The sequence below is a fragment of the Kluyvera sp. NPDC087067 genome (assembly GCF_044745165.1).
Lineage (GTDB): Bacteria > Pseudomonadota > Gammaproteobacteria > Enterobacterales > Enterobacteriaceae > Kluyvera.
The window spans coordinates 41,879-63,728 of record NZ_JBIUZS010000009.1; the positions used below are offsets into that span (position 1 = coordinate 41,879).

The 21,850-nt window shown below is 55.7% G+C and carries 15 protein-coding genes; 12 read left to right on the forward strand and 3 right to left on the reverse strand.

What is annotated here, in order from left to right:
• The first annotated feature begins 33 nt into the window (after positions 1 to 33).
• The 6 genes from hrpB (at position 34) to fhuB (ending at position 11,669) form a co-directional block, all read left to right on the forward strand.
• The gene (gene hrpB / locus ACIPDS_RS19495) at positions 34 to 2,463 is read left to right on the forward strand and encodes an ATP-dependent helicase HrpB (RefSeq protein ID WP_400739386.1); all 2,430 of its coding nucleotides are present in this window, start codon (positions 34 to 36) and stop codon (positions 2,461 to 2,463) included.
• 395 nt (positions 2,464 to 2,858) lie between these two features.
• The gene (gene mrcB, locus ACIPDS_RS19500; protein ID WP_400739389.1) at positions 2,859 to 5,390 is read left to right on the forward strand and encodes a bifunctional glycosyl transferase/transpeptidase; all 2,532 of its coding nucleotides are present in this window, start codon (positions 2,859 to 2,861) and stop codon (positions 5,388 to 5,390) included.
• A 359-nt stretch (positions 5,391 to 5,749) separates the two neighbouring features.
• Positions 5,750 to 7,954: a ferrichrome porin FhuA gene (fhuA, locus tag ACIPDS_RS19505; protein WP_400739392.1), complete on the forward strand. Its 2,205-nt coding sequence runs from the start codon at positions 5,750 to 5,752 to the stop codon at positions 7,952 to 7,954.
• Positions 7,955 to 8,002: 48 nt separating this feature from the next.
• Positions 8,003 to 8,800 carry a Fe3+-hydroxamate ABC transporter ATP-binding protein FhuC gene (gene fhuC / locus ACIPDS_RS19510; RefSeq protein ID WP_400739395.1) on the forward strand — a complete coding sequence of 266 codons (798 nt, stop codon included), beginning with the start codon at positions 8,003 to 8,005 and terminating at the stop codon, positions 8,798 to 8,800.
• Positions 8,800 to 9,690 carry a Fe(3+)-hydroxamate ABC transporter substrate-binding protein FhuD gene (gene fhuD / locus ACIPDS_RS19515; RefSeq protein ID WP_400739398.1) on the forward strand — a complete coding sequence of 297 codons (891 nt, stop codon included), beginning with the start codon at positions 8,800 to 8,802 and terminating at the stop codon, positions 9,688 to 9,690. Before fhuC ends, fhuD begins: the two co-directional genes overlap by 1 nt.
• A complete protein-coding gene (fhuB, locus tag ACIPDS_RS19520) occupies positions 9,687 to 11,669 on the forward strand; it encodes a Fe(3+)-hydroxamate ABC transporter permease FhuB (protein ID WP_400739401.1) in 1,983 nt (660 codons plus the stop codon). The genes fhuD and fhuB overlap by 4 nt, the downstream gene beginning before the upstream one ends.
• A gap of 91 nt (positions 11,670 to 11,760) precedes the next feature.
• Here the strand turns inward: fhuB and hemL are convergent, their stop codons facing one another.
• Together hemL and ACIPDS_RS19530 are read right to left on the reverse strand one after the other, a co-directional pair.
• Positions 11,761 to 13,041, reverse strand: coding sequence for a glutamate-1-semialdehyde 2,1-aminomutase (hemL, locus tag ACIPDS_RS19525; RefSeq protein ID WP_166516274.1), 1,281 nt, complete (start codon positions 13,039 to 13,041; stop codon positions 11,761 to 11,763).
• Between the two features lie 165 nt (positions 13,042 to 13,206).
• Positions 13,207 to 13,941: a GntR family transcriptional regulator gene (locus tag ACIPDS_RS19530; protein ID WP_166516273.1), complete on the reverse strand. Its 735-nt coding sequence runs from the start codon at positions 13,939 to 13,941 to the stop codon at positions 13,207 to 13,209.
• 432 nt (positions 13,942 to 14,373) lie between these two features.
• On the opposite strand from ACIPDS_RS19530, the gene tkt reads away from it, so the two are divergent.
• The 6 genes from tkt (at position 14,374) to erpA (ending at position 21,024) form a co-directional block, all read left to right on the forward strand.
• Positions 14,374 to 16,365 (forward strand): transketolase, encoded by a 1,992-nt coding sequence (tkt, locus tag ACIPDS_RS19535; protein WP_400739406.1) that lies wholly within the window; start codon positions 14,374 to 14,376, stop codon positions 16,363 to 16,365.
• A 38-nt stretch (positions 16,366 to 16,403) separates the two neighbouring features.
• Positions 16,404 to 16,868 (forward strand): PTS sugar transporter subunit IIA, encoded by a 465-nt coding sequence (locus ACIPDS_RS19540; RefSeq protein ID WP_400739409.1) that lies wholly within the window; start codon positions 16,404 to 16,406, stop codon positions 16,866 to 16,868.
• Between the two features lie 33 nt (positions 16,869 to 16,901).
• Positions 16,902 to 17,174, forward strand: a complete 273-nt coding sequence (locus ACIPDS_RS19545) for a PTS sugar transporter subunit IIB (protein WP_400739412.1) — start codon at positions 16,902 to 16,904, stop codon at positions 17,172 to 17,174.
• 40 nt (positions 17,175 to 17,214) lie between these two features.
• Positions 17,215 to 18,579 carry a PTS ascorbate transporter subunit IIC gene (locus ACIPDS_RS19550; RefSeq protein ID WP_400739415.1) on the forward strand — a complete coding sequence of 455 codons (1,365 nt, stop codon included), beginning with the start codon at positions 17,215 to 17,217 and terminating at the stop codon, positions 18,577 to 18,579.
• 599 nt (positions 18,580 to 19,178) lie between these two features.
• On the forward strand, positions 19,179 to 20,597 hold the full coding sequence (clcA, locus tag ACIPDS_RS19555; RefSeq protein WP_400739418.1) for a H(+)/Cl(-) exchange transporter ClcA: 1,419 nt from the start codon (positions 19,179 to 19,181) through the stop codon (positions 20,595 to 20,597).
• An 82-nt stretch (positions 20,598 to 20,679) separates the two neighbouring features.
• Positions 20,680 to 21,024, forward strand: a complete 345-nt coding sequence (gene erpA, locus ACIPDS_RS19560; protein ID WP_166516267.1) for an iron-sulfur cluster insertion protein ErpA — start codon at positions 20,680 to 20,682, stop codon at positions 21,022 to 21,024.
• A gap of 196 nt (positions 21,025 to 21,220) precedes the next feature.
• On the opposite strand, the gene ACIPDS_RS19565 is transcribed toward erpA, so the two are convergent.
• The gene (locus ACIPDS_RS19565; RefSeq protein ID WP_166516266.1) at positions 21,221 to 21,844 is read right to left on the reverse strand and encodes a TRIC cation channel family protein; all 624 of its coding nucleotides are present in this window, start codon (positions 21,842 to 21,844) and stop codon (positions 21,221 to 21,223) included.
• Positions 21,845 to 21,850: the final 6 nt, after the last annotated feature.

Here is a 21,850-nt window from a genome sequence, read left to right on the forward strand (position 1 = left end):
TCCGCCGTTTAATGTTAACCCCTGGAGCCATTCGTGTCCCTGTTGCCGGTCGCAAACATCCTCCCAGAACTGCTCATCGCCTTACGACAATCCCCGCAGGTGCTTCTTAATGCGCCGACGGGAGCGGGTAAATCGACCTGGCTGCCGCTGCAAATTTTACGCGATGGTGGGATTGAAGGGCGCATATTACTGCTGGAGCCACGCCGGCTGGCGGCGCGTAACGTCGCGCAACGTCTAGCGGAACTGCTGGGGGAAAAGCCGGGGGAAACGGTAGGCTATCGGATGCGCGCCGAAACCTGTGTGAGTGCGAAAACCCGGCTTGAGGTGGTGACGGAGGGGATCATGACGCGCATGATCCAACAAGATCCCGAACTGTCAGGCGTGGGGCTTGTGATCCTCGATGAATTTCACGAGCGCAGCCTCCAGGCGGATCTCGCGCTGGCGCTGCTGCTCGACGTCCAGCAGGGGCTGCGTGACGATCTCAAGCTGCTCATCATGTCGGCCACGCTCGATAACGACAAACTCCAGCAGTTGCTACCCGAAGCGCCGACGGTTATTTCCGAGGGGCGCGCGTTTCCCGTTGAGCGCCGCTACCTGTCATTACCCTCACACCAGCGCTTTGATGAAGCGGTTGCCATCGCTACGGCTGAGCTTTTACGCAATGAAAGCGGCTCGCTGCTGCTATTTTTACCTGGCGTAGGGGAAATTCAGCGCGTACAAAACCAGCTTGCCGAGCGCGTGGCGAATGATGTGTTGCTCTGTCCTTTATATGGTGCGCTTTCGCTTGCCGAACAGCGGCAGGCGATTCTTCCCGCACCGGCAGGCAAGCGCAAGGTGGTTCTGGCGACCAACATCGCCGAAACCAGTTTGACGATAGAGGGCATTCGCCTGGTGGTGGACAGCGCGCAGGAGCGTGTTGCCCGTTTTGATGTGCGCAGCGGCCTGACGCGCCTGCTGACTCAGCGGATAAGCCAGGCCTCAATGACCCAGCGCGCCGGACGTGCCGGGCGACTGGAACCTGGCGTATGCGTGCATTTGCTGGCGAAAGAGCAGGCCGAGCGCGCGGCAGCGCAAAGCGATGCGGAAATCTTACAAAGCGATCTCTCCTCACTGTTGCTCGAGTTGTTGCAGTGGGGATGTACGGATCCGGCCCAGCTAAGCTGGCTGGATCAACCGCCGGCCACTAATCTTGCGGCGGCGAGGCGCTTGTTAACGCAGCTTGGCGCGCTGTCGGAGGGGCGGTTAACCGCGAAGGGCCAGAAAATGGCCGCTTTAGGTAACGATCCCCGTCTGGCAGCGATGCTGGTGGCAGCAAAAAATGATGATGAGGTCGCCACGGCGGCGCGGCTGGCCGCTATCCTCGAAGAACCGCCGCGCGGAAGCAATCATGATTTGCTCCAGGCATTTTCCCGGCCGCAGGGTCAATGGCAACAGCGTAGCCAGCAGCTTTGCAAACGGCTTAATTGCCGCGCGGGCCAGGTGGATAGCGACGCCATTCCGGCCCTGCTGGCCCAGGGTTTTCCCGACAGAATTGCACGTCGACGCGGGCAGGAAGGGCGCTACCAGTTGGCAAACGGCATGGGGGCGATGCTCGACGCCGATGATGCGTTAAATCGCCACGAATGGCTGATTGCGCCGTTGTTGTTGCAAGGTAGTGCTTCACCGGACGCGCGAATTTTGCAGGCCTGCGCGCTGGATATCGACGCTTTAATCGCCCGTTGCCCTGAATTGCTTCAACAATCAGACACGGTCGAGTGGGATGATACCCAGGGCACGCTCAAAGCGCTGCGTCGTAGCCAGATTGGTCAATTAACGCTCAGCGTGCGCCCGCTGGCAAAACCGTCCGAGAACGAACTTCATCAGGCGATGCTGACCGGAATTCGCGAGAAAGGGCTAAGCGTGCTTAACTGGACGAGCGAGGCCGAACAGCTGCGCTTGCGATTACAGTGTGCGGCACGCTGGCTGCCGGAAGAGGCGTGGCCTGCGGTGGACGATGAGGCGTTGCTGGAATCGCTTGAGGATTGGCTGCTCCCGCACATGACCGGCGTGCATTCTCTGCATGGGCTGAATTCAGTGGATATTAGCCAGGCGCTTTACGCCTGGTTGCCCTGGTCATTACGACAACGTCTGGTGAGTTCGCTGCCAACTCATTACACTGTGCCAACGGGAAGTCGAATCGCGATTCGCTACGATGCGGATAATCCACCGGCATTGGCCGTGCGGATGCAGGAGATGTTTGGTGAAGCCAGCACCCCGACCATCGCCGAAGGGCGAGTGGCGCTGGTGTTAGAGCTGCTTTCACCCGCCCAGCGCCCATTGCAGATTACGCGTGATTTAAGCGCGTTCTGGCAAGGGTCGTACCGCGAGGTGCAAAAAGAGATGAAGGGGCGCTATCCGAAACATGTCTGGCCGGACGATCCGGCAAATACCGCTCCCACGCGGCGGACAAAAAAGTATTCGTGATGGCGCCGTTCCCGGCGTCGCATTCGCTCGGCCGGGCTACGAATGCGATGCCGGTGAATACAGCGGGAGTAGGCCGGATAAGGCAAAGCCGCCATCCGGCAACCAGCACCGCCTGATGGCGCTATGCTTATCAGGCCTACATGTTGCAGTACCTGTGCCGGATGAATGCGACGCCGGGGAATACAGCGGGTGTAGGCCGGATAAGGCAAAGCCGCCATCCGGCAACCTGCACCGCCTGATGGCGCTGCGCTTATCAGGCCTACATGTTGCAGTATCTTTGCCGGGTGCATGCGATGCCGGGGAATACAGCATAAATTTGAGAGATATCTTCTTCTTTCAAACGACAGAAGAATTGAGAATCAGGCCTTTATGCCTGAATGTTGCGGAGAGAGAGCATGGCGGGGAATGACCGCGAGCCAATTGGACGTAAAGGAAAACCTGCACGTCCGGCAAAACAAAAGGTAAGCCGTCGTCAGCAATATGATGACGATTATGACGATGATGGTTACGAAGAAGAAAAACCACGCTCGCGTAAAGGTGGCGGCAAGGGAGGCAAGCCACGCGGTAAACATCGCTGGTTCTGGTTCCTGGTCAAATTGGGTATCGTATTTGCGGTACTGGTCGCGATTTATGGCGTCTATCTTGACCAAAAAATCCGTAGCCGTATTGATGGTAAAGTCTGGCAGCTTCCGGCGGCGGTCTATGGCCGCATGGTCAACCTTGAGCCGGATATGTCCATCAGTAAAAAAGAGATGGTGCAGCTGCTGACGGCAACACAGTACCGCCAGGTGACGGCGATGACGCGTCCTGGTGAATTTACCGTGCAGGCCAACAGCATCGAGATGATCCGTCGCCCGTTCGATTTCCCGGACAGTAAAGAAGGGCAGGTGCGTGCGCGTCTGACCTTCGACGGAGATCGTCTGGACACCATCGAGAATATGGACAGCAACCGCCAGTTTGGTTTCTTCCGACTCGATCCGCGGCTTATCACCATGATGTCCTCGCCAAACGGCGAGCAGCGTCTGTTCGTGCCGCGCAGCGGTTTCCCGGATCTGCTGGTGGATACGCTTATCGCCACCGAAGACCGTCATTTCTACGAGCATGACGGCATCAGCTTCTACTCGATTGGCCGTGCGATGCTGGCCAACCTGACCGCCGGACGCACGGTGCAAGGGGCGAGTACGCTGACGCAGCAGTTGGTGAAGAACCTGTTCCTTTCCAGCGAGCGTTCATACTGGCGTAAGGCCAACGAAGCCTACATGGCGCTGATTATGGATGCGCGCTACAGCAAAGACCGTATCCTTGAGCTGTATATGAACGAGGTATACCTCGGTCAAAGCGGCGACAACGAAATTCGCGGCTTCCCGCTGGCGAGCCTTTACTACTTTGGCCGCCCGGTAGAAGAGCTGAGCCTTGATCAGCAGGCGCTGCTGGTGGGGATGGTGAAAGGGGCGTCGATCTACAACCCGTGGCGTAACCCGAAACTGTCGCTCGAACGTCGTAACCTGGTGTTGCGCTTGCTGCAACAGCAGAAAGTGATTGACCAGGAACTCTACGACATGCTGAGCGCGCGTCCGCTGGGCGTGCAGCCGCGCGGCGGGGTGATTTCACCGCAGCCTGCGTTTATGCAGATGGTACGTCAGGAGCTGCAGGCAAAACTGGGCGATAAGGTCAAAGATCTGTCCGGCGTGAAAATCTTCACCACCTTTGACTCGGTGGCGCAGGATGCGGCAGAAAAAGCCGCGACCGACGGTATCCCGGCACTGAAGAAACAGCGCAAACTGAGCGATCTGGAAACCGCGATGGTGGTGGTTGACCGCTTCAGCGGTGAAGTGCGCGCGATGGTCGGTGGCGCAGAGCCGCAGTTTGCCGGTTACAACCGTGCGATGCAGGCGCGTCGTTCGATTGGTTCTCTGGCAAAACCTGCGACCTATCTGACGGCACTTAGCCAGCCGAATCAGTATCGCCTGAATACCTGGATTGCCGATGCACCGATTGCCCTGCGCCAGCCAAATGGTCAGGTGTGGTCACCGCAAAACGACGATCGTCGCTACAGCGAGAGCGGTAGAGTGATGCTGGTGGATGCGTTAACCCGCTCCATGAACGTGCCGACGGTTAACCTGGGGATGGCGCTGGGTCTGCCTGCGGTCACCGATACCTGGCTGAAGCTGGGCGTGCCGAAAGACCAGCTGCATCCGGTTCCAGCGATGCTACTGGGGGCGCTGAACCTGACGCCGATTGAAGTGGCCCAGGCGTTCCAGACTATCGCCAGCGGCGGTAACCGTGCGCCGCTTTCGGCGCTGCGTTCGGTGATTGCGGAAGATGGCACCGTGCTGTATCAGAGCTTCCCGCAGGCAGAACGTGCCGTACCGGCGCAGGCAGCGTACATGACGCTGTGGACGATGCAGCAGGTTGTGCAGCGTGGTACGGGTCGTCAGTTGGGGGCTAAATACCCGAACCTGCATCTAGCGGGGAAAACCGGGACCACTAACAACAACGTCGATACCTGGTTTGCCGGGATTGATGGCCGTGAAGTGGTGATTACCTGGGTGGGTCGCGATAACAACCAGCCAACCAAGCTGTACGGTGCCAGCGGTGCTATGTCGATTTATCAACGCTATCTGACTAACCAATCGCCTATCGCGCTGAATCTCACCGCGCCAGAAGATGTGGTTAATATGGGCGTTGATGACAATGGCTACTTCATTTGCGGCGGCGGAGGCATGCGGATGCTGCCGGTTTGGACAGCCGACCCGGATGCGCTCTGCCAGCAGAGCCAGCAGGCGATTGAACAGCAGCAGTCAGCAAATCCGTTTGATTCGTCTTCTTCTCAACCGCAACAGCAGCAACAGCAGCCGCCAGCGCAAGAGAAGAAAGACAGCGATGGCGTCGCAGGCTGGATTAAGGATATGTTCGGCGGTAACTAGTCGATAGTGCCAACACCTGCGCCGGTTGCTGGATGGCGGCTACGCCTTATCCGGCCTACACCAATCGGTAGCTCGGGTGAAGCGTTCCGCAGACCCCGGTGCTATACCGTAGCCCGGGCGAGGCGTTCACGCCGACCCCGGGGCCGCAGGCCACCCATCAACACCGAGCCTCTGTTAACCGCAGAGGCTTTTTTTTATCCTTTTCTTAACGCCATTTTTTCATCTGTTTATTTCTTAACCCCTTAATTCTGGTAGGGACTTATAACGCTTGCTATGCGTCTACCCGCTGTCCTATTATGCTTCCGGTTATAATAATAATTCTCGTTTACGTTATCATTCACTTCATCAGAGATATACCAATGGCGCGTCTTAAAACTGCTCAGCCAACCCACTCGCTGCGTAAACTCGCAGTCGTAGTCGCCACAGCGGTTAGCGGCATGTCTGTTTACGCACAGGCTGCAGATAAACCGAAAGAAGAAACCATCACCGTTACTGCCGCACCTGTTTCTCAGGAAAACGCTTGGGGGCCAGCCGCCACGATTGCTGCTAAGCACACGGCAACGGCCACCAAAACGGATACCCCGATTGAGAAGACCCCGCAGTCTGTCTCGGTGATCACCCGTCAGGAAATGGACATTCGTCAGCCGACAACCGTCAAAGATGCCATGGCTTATACGCCAAGCGTATTCTCGACTCGCGGCAGCTCATCAACGTACGACGTTGTTTCTATTCGTGGTTTTACTGCACCGACCACCGTTAACACCAACCAGTATCTGGATGGCATGAAGCTTCAGGGTAATAACTACTCTGAAATTTCGATGGACCCGTATTTCCTGGAACGCGTTGAAGTGATGCGTGGGCCAACGTCCGTGCTGTACGGCAACAGCAACCCGGGCGGTATCGTCAGCATGGTCAGCAAGCGCCCGACCACCGAACCGCTGCGTGAAATTCAGTTCAAAATGGGCACAGATAACCTCTGGCAGACCGGTTTTGACTTCAGTGATGCAATTGATGACGATGGTGTATGGTCCTATCGTCTGACCGGTTTAGGCCGAAGCCAGGATACGCAGCAGGATATGGCGAAATCGAATCGCTATGCCATTGCCCCATCCTTTAGCTGGCGCCCGGATGATAAAACCGACTTCACCTTCCTGAGCAACTTCCAGAGCGACCCGAATGCGGGTTACTACGGTTGGTTGCCGCGCGAAGGTACGGTTGTGCCTTATTACGATGCTAACGGTAATGCGCACAAGCTGCCGACCGATTTCAACGAAGGTGAGCGTGATAACAAGATGCAGCGCCGCCAGCAGATGGTGGGCTACAGCTTCTCGCACGAATTTAACGACACCTTCACCGTGCGCCAGAACCTGCGTTACGATCAGGTGAAAACCCTGTACCGTTCCGTTTACGGTTATGGCTACATCGCGCCAGGTAAAATTAATCGTCAGTACGTTCGCTCTGATGAAGACCTCAATACTTTCACCGTTGATAACCAACTGCAGTCTAACTTCGCGACCGGCGACGTCGCGCATACGCTGCTAACCGGCGTGGATTATTCACGCATGCGTAACGATATCGACGCTCAGTATGGTTCAGCCAGCCCGCTGGATATGAACAACCCGCAGTACGGTAATCCGAATGTCTCCGTTAATTTCCCATATGCGGTACTAAACCGTATGGAACAAACGGGCCTGTACGCGCAAGATCAAATGGAATGGGACAAATGGGTGCTGACGCTGGGTGGTCGCTATGACTACGCGATGGCCTCAACGCTGACCCGCTCCAGCAACTCTCTGGCGCAGAACCACGACCAGCAATTCACCTGGCGCGGTGGCCTGAACTACCTGTTTGATAATGGGATCTCCCCATACTTCAGCTATAGCGAATCTTTTGAACCGACCTCTGGCTCAACGAAAGAGGGCAAACCGTTCGATCCGTCTCGCGGCAAGCAGTACGAAGCTGGCGTGAAGTACGTACCGAAAGATATGCCGGTAGTCCTGACCGCGGCGATTTACCAGCTGACTAAAGACAAAAACCTGACATCTGACCCGAACGACTCAACGGGGCTGTATAGCGTGCAGGCGGGCGAGATTCGTTCCCGCGGTCTTGAGCTGGAAGCGAAAGCGGCGGTTAACGAAAATATCAACGTGACTGCAGCCTATAGCTATAACGATGCTGAATATACCGAAGACACCATCTTTAAAGGCAAACGCCCGGCTGAGGTGCCACGTAATCAAGCGTCTCTGTGGACTGATTACACCTTCTATGACACGGCGCTTAGCGGCCTGACCTTCGGTGCTGGTGTGCGCTATACCGGTTCGACGGTGAGCTACTACAAAAATGACGCTGCGAAGAAAAACGATTCGTTCAACGTTGGTGGCTACACCGTTGCTGACGCCATGGTGAAATACGATCTGGCGCGTTTCGGCCTGCCGGGCTCCTCCGTTGCCGTTAACGTCAATAACCTGTTCGACCGTGAATACGTCTCCAGCTGCTATAGCGAATATGCATGCTACTGGGGCGCTGAGCGTCAGGTTGTTGCCACCGCAACGTTCCGTTTCTAACCACCTCCAGGGCGCGGAATTTCCGCGCCCTTTAACATGTTGACGGTTATGCAGGACAACACAACTCATTCCGACACCACCTTCTCTTTGGACGAGGTGGCTTTCCGCGTGCCTGGTCGCACCCTGTTACATCCACTCTCCTTAACCTTCCCTGCGGGCAAAGTGACCGGACTTATCGGCCACAACGGCTCGGGCAAATCCACCTTACTGAAAATGCTAGGCCGCCATCAGCCGCCGTCTGAAGGAGAGATCCTGCTGGACGCTCAGCCGCTGGCGAGCTGGAACAGCAAAGCGTTTGCCCGCAAGGTTGCCTATCTGCCGCAGCAACTGCCGCCCGCAGAAGGGATGACGGTGCGTGAACTGGTGGCGATTGGTCGCTACCCGTGGCACGGCGCGTTAGGGCGATTTGGCGTGGCTGACCGTGAAAAAGTGGATGAAGCGATTGCGCTGGTAGGGCTGAAAGCGCTGGCGCAGCGTCTGGTTGATAGCCTCTCCGGCGGCGAACGCCAGCGTGCGTGGATTGCCATGCTGGTGGCGCAGGATAGCCGCTGTCTGCTGCTGGACGAACCGACCTCCGCGCTGGATATTGCCCATCAGGTGGACGTGCTGGCGCTGATACATCGCTTGAGCGAACAGCGTGGACTGACGGTGGTTGCCGTGCTGCACGACATCAACATGGCGGCCCGCTACTGTGACTATCTGGTCGCGCTGCGTGGGGGCGAAATGATTGCCCAGGGCACGCCTGATGAACTGATGCGCAGCGAGACGCTGGAAAAAATTTACGGTATTCCGATGGGGATACTGCCTCACCCAGCCGGTGCCGCACCGGTAAGTTTTGTCTACTGATGACTGCCTCAAACCTGATTAGCCGCCGCCGTTTGCTGACGGCGATGGCGCTCTCACCCCTCATATTGCAGATGCAAAAGGCGCAGGCCGCGCCGATTAGCGCCGAGCGAATCGTGGCGCTGGAATGGCTGCCCGTTGAACTGATGCTGGCGCTGGGCGTCACCCCTTATGGCGTGGCGGATATCCCCAACTACCGCATGTGGGTTAACGAACCTGCGCTGCCGGACTCGGTGATTGACGTGGGTCTGCGCACCGAACCTAATCTCGAACTGTTGACGCAGATGAAGCCCTCGATGCTGGTCTGGTCGGCGGGTTATGGCCCTTCGCCGGAGATCCTCGCCAGAATCGCGCCTGGGCGCAGTTTTGCCTTCAGCGACGGTAAAAAACCGCTGGCGCAGGCACAGCGTTCGTTGCTGGAAATGGCGGATATGCTCGACAAGCAGGCGGTGGCGCAGCGCCATCTGGCTGAGTTCGACGCGTTTATCGACCGCCTGAAGCCGCGCTTTACGCAGCGTGGCGATCGCCCGTTATTAATGATGTCGCTGCTCGATCCGCGCCATATGCTGGTCTTTGGCCCCAACTGTCTGTTCCAGGAAGTGCTCGACCGCTTAGGCGTCAAAAACGCCTGGCAGGAAGAAACCAATTTCTGGGGCAGCACGGCGGTGGGAATCGACCGTCTGGCGGCCTACAAAGACGTCGACGTTCTGTGTTTCGATCACGGTAACGCCGCTGAAATGCGTCAGCTCACCGCCACCCCGCTGTGGCAGGCGATGCCGTTCGTTCGTGCCAACCGGATGCAGGTGGTTCCGGCGGTATGGTTCTACGGGGCTACGCTGTCGGCGATGCACTTTGCTCGCATTCTGGATAACGCATTGGGAGGCAAAGCGTGAACGCAAAATTCTCACCGTTTGCCGCCATCTTATTGCTGACGCTGTTTATCGCGGCGCTGGGACTCACCTGGTTTAACTTCAATATTGCGCTGCCTTACGCGCAGTGGTTTAAGGCTGCACGCCTGCCGGATATCGACGCCATCGACCAGATGCTGTTCCACTACAGTTTGCTGCCGCGGCTGGTGATTTCGCTGCTGGTGGGCGCAGGATTGGGGCTGGTTGGCGTCCTGTTCCAGCAAGTGCTGCGTAACCCGCTGGCCGAGCCGACGACGCTCGGCGTGGCGACCGGCGCGCAGCTTGGCATGACCGTCACCACGCTGTGGGCGGTGCCGGGCGTATTGACGTCGCAGTTTGCCGCGCTCGCGGGCGCCTGCATCGTTGGGGCGCTGGTGTTTGGCGTGGCGTGGGGCAAACGCCTCTCGCCGGTGACGCTGATTTTGGCGGGGCTGGTAGTGAGCCTCTACTGTGGGGCCATTAACCAGCTGATGGTACTGTTCCATCATGACCAATTACAGAGCATGTTCCTGTGGAGCACCGGTACGCTGACGCAAACCGACTGGAGCGTGGTGCAGCGCCTGTGGCCGCAGCTGCTGGGCGGCGTGATGCTGACCTTGCTGCTGCTGCGTCCGCTGACCTTAATGGGGCTGGACGATGGCGTGGCGCGTAACCTGGGGCTGGCGCTGTCATTGGCGCGTCTGGGAGCGTTAACGCTGGCGATTGTGATCAGTGCTTTCCTCGTTAACGCGGTGGGGATTATCGGTTTTATCGGCCTGTTTGCGCCGCTGCTGGCGAAGATGCTCGGCGCTCGGCGTCTGCTCTCGCGTCTACTGCTGGCCCCGCTGATTGGTGCGCTGATTCTTTGGCTTTCTGACCAGTTAATTTTGTGGCTGACCCGCGTGTGGATGGAAGTCTCCACCGGTTCGGTAACGGCGCTGATTGGCGCGCCGCTGCTGCTATGGCTGCTGCCACGGCTGCGTAGCATGAGCGCGCCGTCGATGAACGCGAGCGATAGCGTGGCCAGCGAACGTCATCATGTGCAGTGGTTTGCGCTGGGCGGGGCGGTGATTTTACTGCTGGCGGTGTTTGTCGCGCTGTCGCTGGGGCGTGATGCGACTAGCTGGCACTGGGCCAGCGGTGAGCTGCTCGACCAGCTGATGCAGTGGCGCTGGCCGCGTATTGCTTCCGCGCTGATTGCCGGGGTGATGCTGGCGGTGGCGGGCTGTATTATCCAGCGCCTGACCGGCAACCCGATGGCCAGTCCCGAAGTTCTGGGAATAAGCTCCGGTGCGGCATTTGGCGTGGTATTGATGCTGTTTTTGGTGCCGGGAAACGCATTCGGCTGGCTGCTGCCAGCGGGAAGCCTGGGGGCGGCGGTCACGCTGCTGGTTATCCTTATTGCCGCCGGACGCGGTGGCTTCTCTCCACACCGTATGCTGCTGGCGGGGATGGCGCTGAGTACGGCGTTTACCATGTTGCTGATGATGTTGCAGGCCAGCGGCGATCCGCGAATGGCGCAAATTCTGACGTGGATCTCCGGCTCAACCTATAACGCGACCGGTAAGCAGGTCGTGCAGTCGGCAATCGCGATGATCGTGTTGCTGATGCTGGTTCCGCTGTGCCGTCGTTGGCTGACGATTTTACCGCTCGGCGGCGAAACGGCGCGGTCAATTGGGATGGCGCTGACGCCTGCGCGCGTTGGCCTGCTGCTGCTAGCAGCGTGCCTGACGGCGGCGGCTACGCTGACGATTGGCCCGCTAAGCTTTGTGGGGCTGATGGCACCGCATATTGCGCGCATGATGGGATTCCGACGCACGATGCCGCACATTGTGATTTCGGCCCTGATCGGTGGCTTGCTGTTGGTGTTTGCTGACTGGTGCGGAAGGATGCTGATGTTCCCGTATCAAATACCGGCGGGGCTGCTGTCGACCTTTATTGGTGCGCCGTACTTTATCTATTTGCTGAGAAAGCAGAGTCGTTAAAAAGCCGGATGGCGCTTACGCTTATCCGGCCTACATGCAGGTTTCGTTTGTAGGCCGGGTAAGGCGAAGCCGCCCCCCGGCAATCACGACCTTACAGCTTCGCAAACACCCGACGCGCCGCGTCAATCGTGTTATTGATATCGTCTTCACTGTGGGCAATAGACATAAAGCCCGCTTCAAACGCAGATGGCGCCAGATACACGCCTTCTTCCAGCATCAGATGGAAGAAGTGCTTAAAGCGCTCAACGTCGCACTTCAGCACGTCCTGATAGCAGGTCACTTCTTTGGCGTCGGTGAAGAAAATCCCGAACATGCCGCCGACGTTATTTACCACCAGTGGGATCCCCGTTTCGCGTGCCGCATCCAGCAGGCCCTGCGCCAGCTGGTTGGTCAGTTCGGTCAGGGTTTCGTGTACGCCCGGCTGCGCGACCTCGGTCAGGCAGGCAAAGCCCGCCGCCATGGCGATAGGGTTACCGGACAACGTCCCCGCTTGATAGACCGGGCCGGTTGGTGCCAGCGCGTCCATCACATCACGACGACCGCCAAATGCGCCCACCGGCATCCCGCCGCCGATGATTTTGCCAAGACAGGTCAGGTCAGGAACGACACCGTAGTAATCCTGCGCGCCCGCGAGCGCGACGCGGAAACCGGTCATCACTTCGTCAATAATTAACAGCGCGCCAAACTCGTCGCACAGCGCGCGCAGGCCCGGCAGGAAATCAGGCTGCGGTGGAATGCAGTTCATGTTGCCCGCGACCGGCTCAACGATGATACAGGCGACTTCCTGCGGGAACTGCTCAAATGCGGCGCGAACGGAGGCCAGATCGTTGTAGGTGCAGGTGAGGGTGTGCTTGGCGAAATCTGCCGGCACGCCCGGCGAGTTTGGCTGGCCCAGCGTCAACGCGCCGGAACCCGCTTTCACTAGCAGGCAGTCGGCGTGGCCGTGGTAGCAGCCTTCGAATTTGATGATTTTGTCACGACCGGTGAAGCCGCGCGCCAGGCGAATGGCGCTCATAGTCGCTTCCGTACCTGAGTTCACCATGCGCACCATGTCCATGGTTGGCACCAAATCAGTGACCAGCTTCGCCATGGTCACTTCCATTTCGGTAGGTGCGCCAAAGCTCAGGCCGCGTTCTGCCGCTTCAATCACCGCGTTGCGGATAGCCGGATGATTGTGGCCCAGCACCATCGGCCCCCAGGAACCGACATAATCGATATAGGCTTTGCCATCTACGTCGTACAGATAGGCACCGTCCGCACGCTCGATAAACAGCGGTGTACCGCCCACGCCGGTAAAGGCCCGAACCGGCGAGTTCACCCCGCCCGGGATAAGTTCACGCGCAGCGCTATACAGATTTTCAGATTTGCTCATTGCCAGGATCCTGGTTTGTGAAGAAGGTGTTGCCCGTTATTCTAAATTATTCCGCGAAGGTTATGAAATTTTTGGCCGTTTTGCATGAAAGCAGGCAGGGTTTATCCGCTTTACGGTTTTACGGCCAGAGGGAGCACTGTGAGAGTTGACGGTTTGAGCGCCGTTTTACGAGCGGCTCGAATTTTGTCGTAGTGGGAAAATACGCGTATTAATGATGGCGATATTGACCTCGCAAGGCGTTCCATCATCCAGATAAACCGTTTCATCGAGTTCCATCACGGCATCATGCTCTTTAAGATTCAGCAGATTGATAATGTCCTCGTCCTGAAGATTAAGGGCCGTTAAGTTCTGATCGCGGCGCTGGACTTTTTTGCCGGTGATGCTTTCGATATAGCTGTATTTTGATATCTCCAGCTGACTTAATTCCATGCTGGTAAACATATTGACCGGCAGATGGATATGCTCAAGTGCGACCGGAATATCGTCAAAACACATCAGACGTAAAATTTTATAAATCTGATCGCTATTTTTAATGCGTAATGCCTGCGCCATTTCCGGCGTTGGCACTTTCATTATGCTGAATTTAATCACTTTTCTGACGCCTTTGTGGCCGCTTTTTTGGGCCTGGAAATCAAAAGGCGAAAGGGCGTGGAAGCGTCCTGACTGATTACTTTTACCGATAGAACCGACGAATAAACCGGAACCCTTAACCCGATAAATTCGCTGTTGCTCGATAAGCAGACGCGTGGCTTCCCGCACCGTAGCGCGCGTGATGCCGATATTTTTGGCAATCGCAATCTCGGTATCCAGTTTATCCCCGGGTAAAAGGTTGTCGGTCTTTATTTTCCTGAGAATGTAATCGACTACCTCTTTTTGCTTCTCTGTGATGCCATCAACCATCGACTTTGTTCCTAACCAAGGTGAGCTGAGTCCTGCCTACATGTATGCCTGACTTTGTTTTCTATCGACCAGACCGTTCACGTCAGATTGTGAGCAACTTAACGAATTTGGATCAACAAACAGCGCATCGCGGTAAAAACCGTTTTTGCATATTGTATCTGGACACGTCTGTGTGCATCATCAAGATGACTAGACAAGTAAAACATGTATAGACTTATTTTGTCGAGCGTAAGAATGCAGTAAAAATGGAAAGAATATAAGCAATTAATTGTATTTTAATGTTTATTTTTCCCATTGTTCCGGCGCTTTCATAAGCCATCACTTACCATCATAAAAACAACGGTTTCTGATGAGGTGTCTGTTCATGTCGTTTTAGGGTAATCCCATAAAACGTGATTTTTGAACGTAAAATCCAGGCAAAGAGAGAGATGTATGAGCAACAGAAAGTTAGCGAATGCCATCAGGATCCTGAGTATCGATGCGGTTCAGAAAGCCAACTCCGGCCACCCGGGCGCACCAATGGGAATGGCCGATATTGCCGAAGTGGTTTGGCGTCGCCACCTTCGCCATAACCCGAAAAATCCGCAGTGGTTTAACCGCGATCGCTATGTTCAGTCCAACGGTCATGGCTCTATGCTGATTTACGCTCTGTTGCACCTTACCGGCTATGACCTGAGCATGAACGACATTCGTGATTTCCGTCAGCTCCATTCTCGTACGCCGGGCCATCCTGAATATGGCTATACGCCGGGCGTTGAAACCACCACCGGCCCGCTGGGGCAGGGGGTTGCCAATGCGGTCGGCATGGCGATTGCCGAAAAAGCGCTGGCCGCTGAATTCAATAAACCTGGGTTTGATATTGTCGATCACCACACCTGGCTGTTCCTGGGCGATGGCTGCTTGATGGAAGGCATTTCTCATGAGGCCTGTAGCCTGGCGGGCACGCTGGGGCTGGGTAACCTGATTGCCGTCTGGGATGACAACGGCATCTCTATTGACGGTCATGTAGAAGGGTGGTTTGCCGACGATACGGCGGCACGTTTTCGCGCCTACGGCTGGCATGTGATTGAAGGCGTTGACGGCCACGATTCAGAAGCCATTGACGCCGCCGTTCGCGAAGCCAAAAAAGTCACCGACAAGCCAAGCCTGTTATGTTGCAAAACGATTATCGGTTTCGGTTCACCGAATAAAGCCGACAGCCATGAGTGCCACGGTTCGGCGCTGGGCGCCGATGAAGTTGCGCGGGTACGCGAGCAATTGCAGTGGCCGCATCCGGCTTTTGAAATTCCTGCGGAGATTTATGCCGCCTGGGATGCAAAGCAAAAAGGGGCGCAGGATCAGCAAGCGTGGGATGAACTGTTTGCTGCCTATGCCCAACGCTGGCCTGAACTGGCCGCCGAATTTACCCGCCGCATGAACGGCGAGTTGCCCGGCGAATGGGCTGAGAACATCCAGCAGTATGTTCATGCGCTTCAGGCCAATCCCGCAGCGCTGGCAACGCGTCAGGTCAGCCAGAACTGCTTGAATTTCCTTGCGGACATGCTGCCGGAACTGATGGGCGGTTCGGCGGATCTTTCGCCATCAAACCTTACCCGACATCAGAAGTCCGTCGACTTTACCGCTGACAATCCTGCCGGAAACTATATCTCGTATGGCGTTCGTGAATTTGGCATGTCGGCCATCATGAATGGTCTGGCGCTGCACGGCGGCTTTATCCCCTACGGCGGTACCTTCCTGATGTTTATGGAATATGCCCGCAACGCGCTGCGCATGGCGGCGTTGATGAAGATCCGCTCGGTGTTTGTCTATACCCATGACACGATTGGCCTTGGTGAAGATGGCCCAACGCACCAGCCGGTAGAACAACTTGCCTCACTGCGTTTAACGCCGAATATGGAAACCTGGCGCGGTTGCGATCAGGTTGAGGTTGCCGTTTCGTGGCAGCAGGCGATTGAGCGAAAAGATGGGCCGTCGGCGCTGGTGCTGACCCGCCAGCCGCTTGCACAACAGTCCCGTTGCGAAGAGCAATTAAAGGCCATTTCACGTGGCGGATATGTGCTGGTTGACTGCGACGGTGAGCCGGAGTTGATATTGATCTCTGCGGGATCCGAAATTGAACTGGCGGTTGCTGCCGCTCGCACCTTGCAGCAGGAAGGTCGCCGCATCCGTGTGGTCTCAATGCCCTGCACCGAGCGTTTTGATAAACAAGATGAGCAGTATAAAGAAACGGTTCTGCCCAAGCATATCCGTCGTCGTCTGGCCGTTGAAGCCAGTATTGAAGGATTCTGGGAGCGCTACGTGGGCCTTGATGGAAAAGTGATAGGCATGAGCTCATTTGGTGAGTCTGCACCGGCCAGCGTGCTCTTTAAGTACTTTGGTTTCACGACCGCAAATGTGACTGAAACGGCTCGTAGCATGCTTTAGCCACTCTTTTTTACTTTGACGAATGATAGGTAATATCCATGCCAACATTATCTAACTGGCTGAATAAAGACAAAGTTCAGTATGTTGAGTCCGTCGCGGACTGGAAAGAAGCGATTCAGATTGCAGGTCGTCCACTGCTGGAGGAAGGGGCGATTTCCCCGGCCTATATCGATTCAATTATCAAACAGAAAGAAGAGATCGGCCCCTACTTTGTGATTGCACCGCGTATTGCCATGCCGCACACGCGGCCGGAGCACGGAGCGATGGCGCTCGGATTATCGATTGTTAAATTGGGCCAGGCCGTGGAATTCCAGTCTGAAGAAAACGATCCGGTTGATGCGATTTTTATGTTCTCGGCACCTGATAGCAATAGCCATATTGAAATGATTTCGCAGCTTGCCGAAGTGCTTTCGGATGACGAGGTCATGCAGCAAATTTTTGATAGCAAAAGTTCAGCGCAGTTGCAGGCGATTTTACTCGGTGAAGCGCCAGCGACTTGTTAAATATACCTTAAGCGAAAATAAACGAGGTCTACTATGAAAATCATGGCGGTATGTGGCTCCGGTCTGGGCAGCAGCTTTATGATGGAAATGAACATCAAGAAAGTGCTCAAGAAAATTAACGTGACGGCTGACGTTGACCATTCTGATTTGGGTTCTGTTACCCCGGATCTGGCGGACGTTTTTGTGATGGCAAAAGATATTGCGTTCAGCGCCAACCTTCCTGCGGAAAAAGTCATTATTATCAATAATATTATTGACTTAAACGAAGTTGAACAAAAAATAAAAGACTACTTTGAAAAGCAATAATTAAGTCGGGCAAGAAAAATACCCTGCTACAGAGGTTAATATGTTTGTTCAAAACGTAGTACAACTTATTGTCGATATTCTGAAGGTGCCATCCATCCTTGTTGGGTTGGTCGCGTTGTTTGGTTTGGTTGCCCAAAAAAAATCCTTCCCTGATGTGATTAAAGGTACCGTTAAAACGATACTGGGTTTTTTGGTGTTATCCGGCGGGGCGATGGTCCTGGTAGGCTCGCTAACGCCACTCGGTGATATTTTTAAACAAGCCTTTGATGTACAGGGTATTATTCCCAACAACGAAGCAATGGTCTCCATTGCGCTGGAGAAATATGGTGCGCCAACCACGCTGATTATGGCGTTTGGGATGGTCGCCAACATCGTTGTCGCTCGCTTTACCCGCTTAAAATATATCTACCTTTCCGGGCATGTGACCTTCTACATGGCCTGTATGGTGGCAATTATTCTTTCTGTTGCCGGTTTTGAAGGCGTACAGCTTATTTATACCGGTTCGCTGGCGCTCGGTATGCTGATGGGCTTTTTCCCGGCGATTGCGCAACCTTACATGCGGAAAATTATCGGTAGCGATCAGGTCGCCCTGGCGCACACCGGTACGATTGGCTACGTGCTTTCGGGATGGATTGGCTCTGTTGTCGGTAAGGGGTCTAAATCCACCGAAGAGATGAATATGCCTAAGAATCTGAGCTTCTTACGCGATAGCACAATTTCAATCTCGCTGACCATGATGATTATTTATCTGGTGCTGTCTATTTCAGCCGGTAAAGAGTACGTCGAAAGTCATTTCAGCAATGGTCAGAACTATCTGGTGTATTCGTTTATTCAGGCGATTACGTTTGCGGCTGGCGTGTTTATTATCCTGCAAGGGGTGCGTTTAATTCTGGCTGAGATCGTGCCAGCGTTTACCGGTTTCTCTGAGCGACTGGTGCCGAATGCACGTCCTGCACTGGATTGCCCGATTGTTTTCCCGTATGCCCCTAATGCGGTGTTGGTCGGCTTTATTTCGAGCTTCGTCGGCGGGCTGGTTGGGCTGTTTATTCTGGGTCAGTTGAAGTGGGTGCTTATTCTTCCAGGCGTTGTTCCTCACTTCTTCTGCGGGGCGACTGCGGGGGTATTTGGTAATGCGACCGGCGGGAAACGCGGTGCCATTATCGGGGCATTTGCTCACGGTATTCTCATTACGTTCTTACCCGTGGCGCTTATTCCGGTGCTTGGCGCACTTGGCTTAACCAATACCACGTTCTCTGATACCGATTTCGGTGTCGTCGGGATTATCCTTGGCAACATGGCGCGCTTTATGACGCCAGGCACGATTACCATGACGATTACCGGTATTTTTGCTCTACTGGTTATTTATAACTTTGTCGGCAAAAAGAAGGTTGTTGTTGAAGAGTAAGGTATTGGTTTGAATGGCAAGTGCCTTCCTTGTGGGGCGCGTTTGTCAGTTAAGCGTGGGGTTCCGTTCACGTTAGGTCAGGCAGAATATGAACTGGCATCACCCGTGAACGGGCCAAGGGGGACAACCGCGTCCCCCTTGGCAATCCCCGCGGCCCCGCAAGGAAATCGGTGCTTCGCACTACGCTCGCCTCCGAACTCCAGCCTTCGGCACGGCGAAACTCGACGTCCTGTCTCGCTTCGCCTCAGTCCGCCATCCATGGCGTCCTGACCTTGTCTTCCATTCTCCGACTCGCCGATTTCAGCGGGGACTCATCGGTTTCAGAGCGATAGGTTTTAGCTTTTAGCTTAAAGGGAGCGCAATAGGGGGATAAATCCAAACATACCGCCCCTTAACCGACAGGCATTACTCCTTGCGGGAGGCATTTTCGATTTTAAAGACTTCAGCATTCTTATTTGGGCCCACGCTAACCGGTGATGAACTAAAATTTTACCCCAGCGTAACAAAGCATTCGTGGCGCAATTTTTTCGCGACGTAACGCACATGTCTGGGTAAAATGCCTTCCCTTCCCATTTGTATTACCAATTAGTGATGACGGTATGAAAGCTGAGATAACCCCTTTAGAGGCACAACGGATTGTTGGTCTGCGTCGCCGCGATGTGGTGCGTAAACTGCTGAACCGCGATAAAACGCCGCTGATGGTGCTCCTGTCGGCCGCAGTTGTCGGTACCCTGGTTGGGTTAGTGGGCGTTGCATTTGAACATGCGGTGAACTGGGTGCAAAACATGCGCATCGCGACGCTGGCGCAGGTTGCGGATCGTTGGTTCATCGTCTGGCCGCTGGCCTTTATTTTATCGGCTCTATTAGCGATGCTCGGCTACTGGCTGGTACGCCGCTTTGCGCCGGAGGCCGGAGGTTCGGGGATTCCCGAAATTGAAGGGGCGCTGGAAGAACTGCGTCCCGTGCGCTGGTGGCGCGTGTTGCCGGTGAAATTCGTCGGTGGTATGGGCACGCTGGGGGCCGGTATGGTGCTGGGGCGCGAAGGGCCAACGGTGCAAATCGGTGGCAATATCGGGCGTATGGTGGGGGACATTTTCCGCCAGCGCGGCGAAGAGTCACGTCATACGCTGCTGGCGACCGGTGCGGCGGCGGGGCTGTCGGCGGCCTTTAACGCGCCGCTGGCAGGCATCTTGTTTATCATCGAAGAGATGCGCCCACAGTTTCGCTACAGCCTGATTTCGATAAAAGCGGTGTTCGTTGGCGTCATTATGTCGAGCGTCGTGTTCCGTATTTTCAACGGTGAAACGCCGGTCATTGAGGTCGGCAAGCTGACCAATGCGCCGGTTAACACGCTGTGGCTGTACCTGGTGCTGGGCATTATCTTTGGCTGCGTCGGCCCGCTGTTTAACACGCTGGTGCTGAAAACTCAGGATATGTTCTTCCGCATTCACGGCGGCAATATTAAAAAATGGGTGCTGATCGGCGGTCTGATTGGCGGCGGCTGTGGCGTGCTTGGATTGTTCCAGCCAGCAGCCTCAGGGGGCGGGTTTAACCTGATCCCGATTGCCGCAGCGGGTAACTATACCGTCGGTGCGCTGCTGTTCTTATTTGTCGCCCGCGTATTAACCACCTTGCTGTGTTTCTCTTCCGGCGCGCCCGGCGGGATCTTTGCGCCCATGCTGGCATTGGGTACGCTGCTGGGGACGGCGTTTGGCTTAGCGGCAATGAATCTGTTCCCGGCTTACCATCTGGACGCGGGCACCTTTGCGATTGCCGGAATGGGGGCGCTACTGGCGGCCTCGGTGCGTGCGCCGCTCACAGGGATCGTGCTGGTACTGGAGATGACGGATAATTATCAGCTCATTTTGCCAATGATTATTACCGGGCTCGGTGCCACGCTATTAGCGCAGTTCCTCGGCGGACAGCCGCTCTACGCCACGATCCTGGCGCGAACCCTGGCGAAGCAAGAAGCCGAGCAAGAGGCGAAAGCCCGGCAGTCGGCCCCGGAGAATACTTGAACGATTTACTCGGGTATTAGATAATGACACAAAGAGTCGGGTGAATATTAACCTGAACCTGCAGTATTAATGGGAGCAAAAAATGAGTGAAGACGTAGTGCTGCCGCTGGAGTTTACCGACGCCGCAGCCAAAAAAGTGAAATTCCTGATCGCGGATGAAGAAAATCCAAACCTCAAACTGCGCGTGTACATCACGGGCGGCGGTTGCAGCGGCTTCCAGTATGGTTTTACTTTCGATGATCAGGTCAACGACGGCGACATGACCATCGAAAAAGAGGGCGTAGGCCTGGTGGTTGACCCGATGAGCCTGCAATACCTGGTGGGTGGATCCGTGGATTACACCGAAGGTCTGGAAGGTTCACGCTTTATCGTGACCAACCCGAATGCGACCAGCACCTGCGGCTGTGGATCGTCGTTCAGCATCTGATGCACTGAGTGCTCTTACGCTGTGAATTTCAATTGCCCGCCATTTGGCGGGCAATTTTGTTTACGGGGAAAATGTAGCCCGGCCAAGCGAAGCGCCGCCGGGATTCGCGCCGAGCGTGCCCCGGCACAGGATTTCAACAGGCCGGATAAGGCAACGCCGACATCCGGCACCAGGCTGCGAAGCAACAAAATAACGGTTAGCGTCCGTTATCATCCAGCGCAAAGGTGGGCAGCTTCAGGTGCCAGCGGATCGCCGCCAGGCGAATAGCCAGCGTCACCACCATCCCCATCATACTGGCGTTTTCCAGCGGAATGTTGAAGGTGTAATAGGCCGTGGCGTGAACGATACCGCCCACAATACAGGCGGTGGCGTAGATTTCCGTACGTAGGATCATCGGTATTTCACGCGCCAGCACGTCACGGATAATCCCACCGCCGACGCCGGTCACCACACCCATACAGATTGCCACCAGTGGCCCTGAATGGGCGATAAACGCTTTATTGACGCCAATACCGACGAAAACCGCCAGGCCTACGGCATCCAGAACCGGCAGCACCCATTTGGGTAAACGACGCGGTTGACGCACCAGCACGATGGTCAACATGCAGGTCACCATAGCGACCACCAGGTCGGTCGGATCTTTAACCCAGAATACCGGGCCGTTCGCTAACGCCATATCACGGATAGTCCCGCCGCCCACGGCGGTGACCACGCCCAGCACCAGCACGCCAAACGGATCCATGCGTAACTTTCCCGCCAGCAATACGCCCGAGATGGCGAAAACAATGGTGCCTACAATATCCAGCCAGTAAACCAGCATGACCAA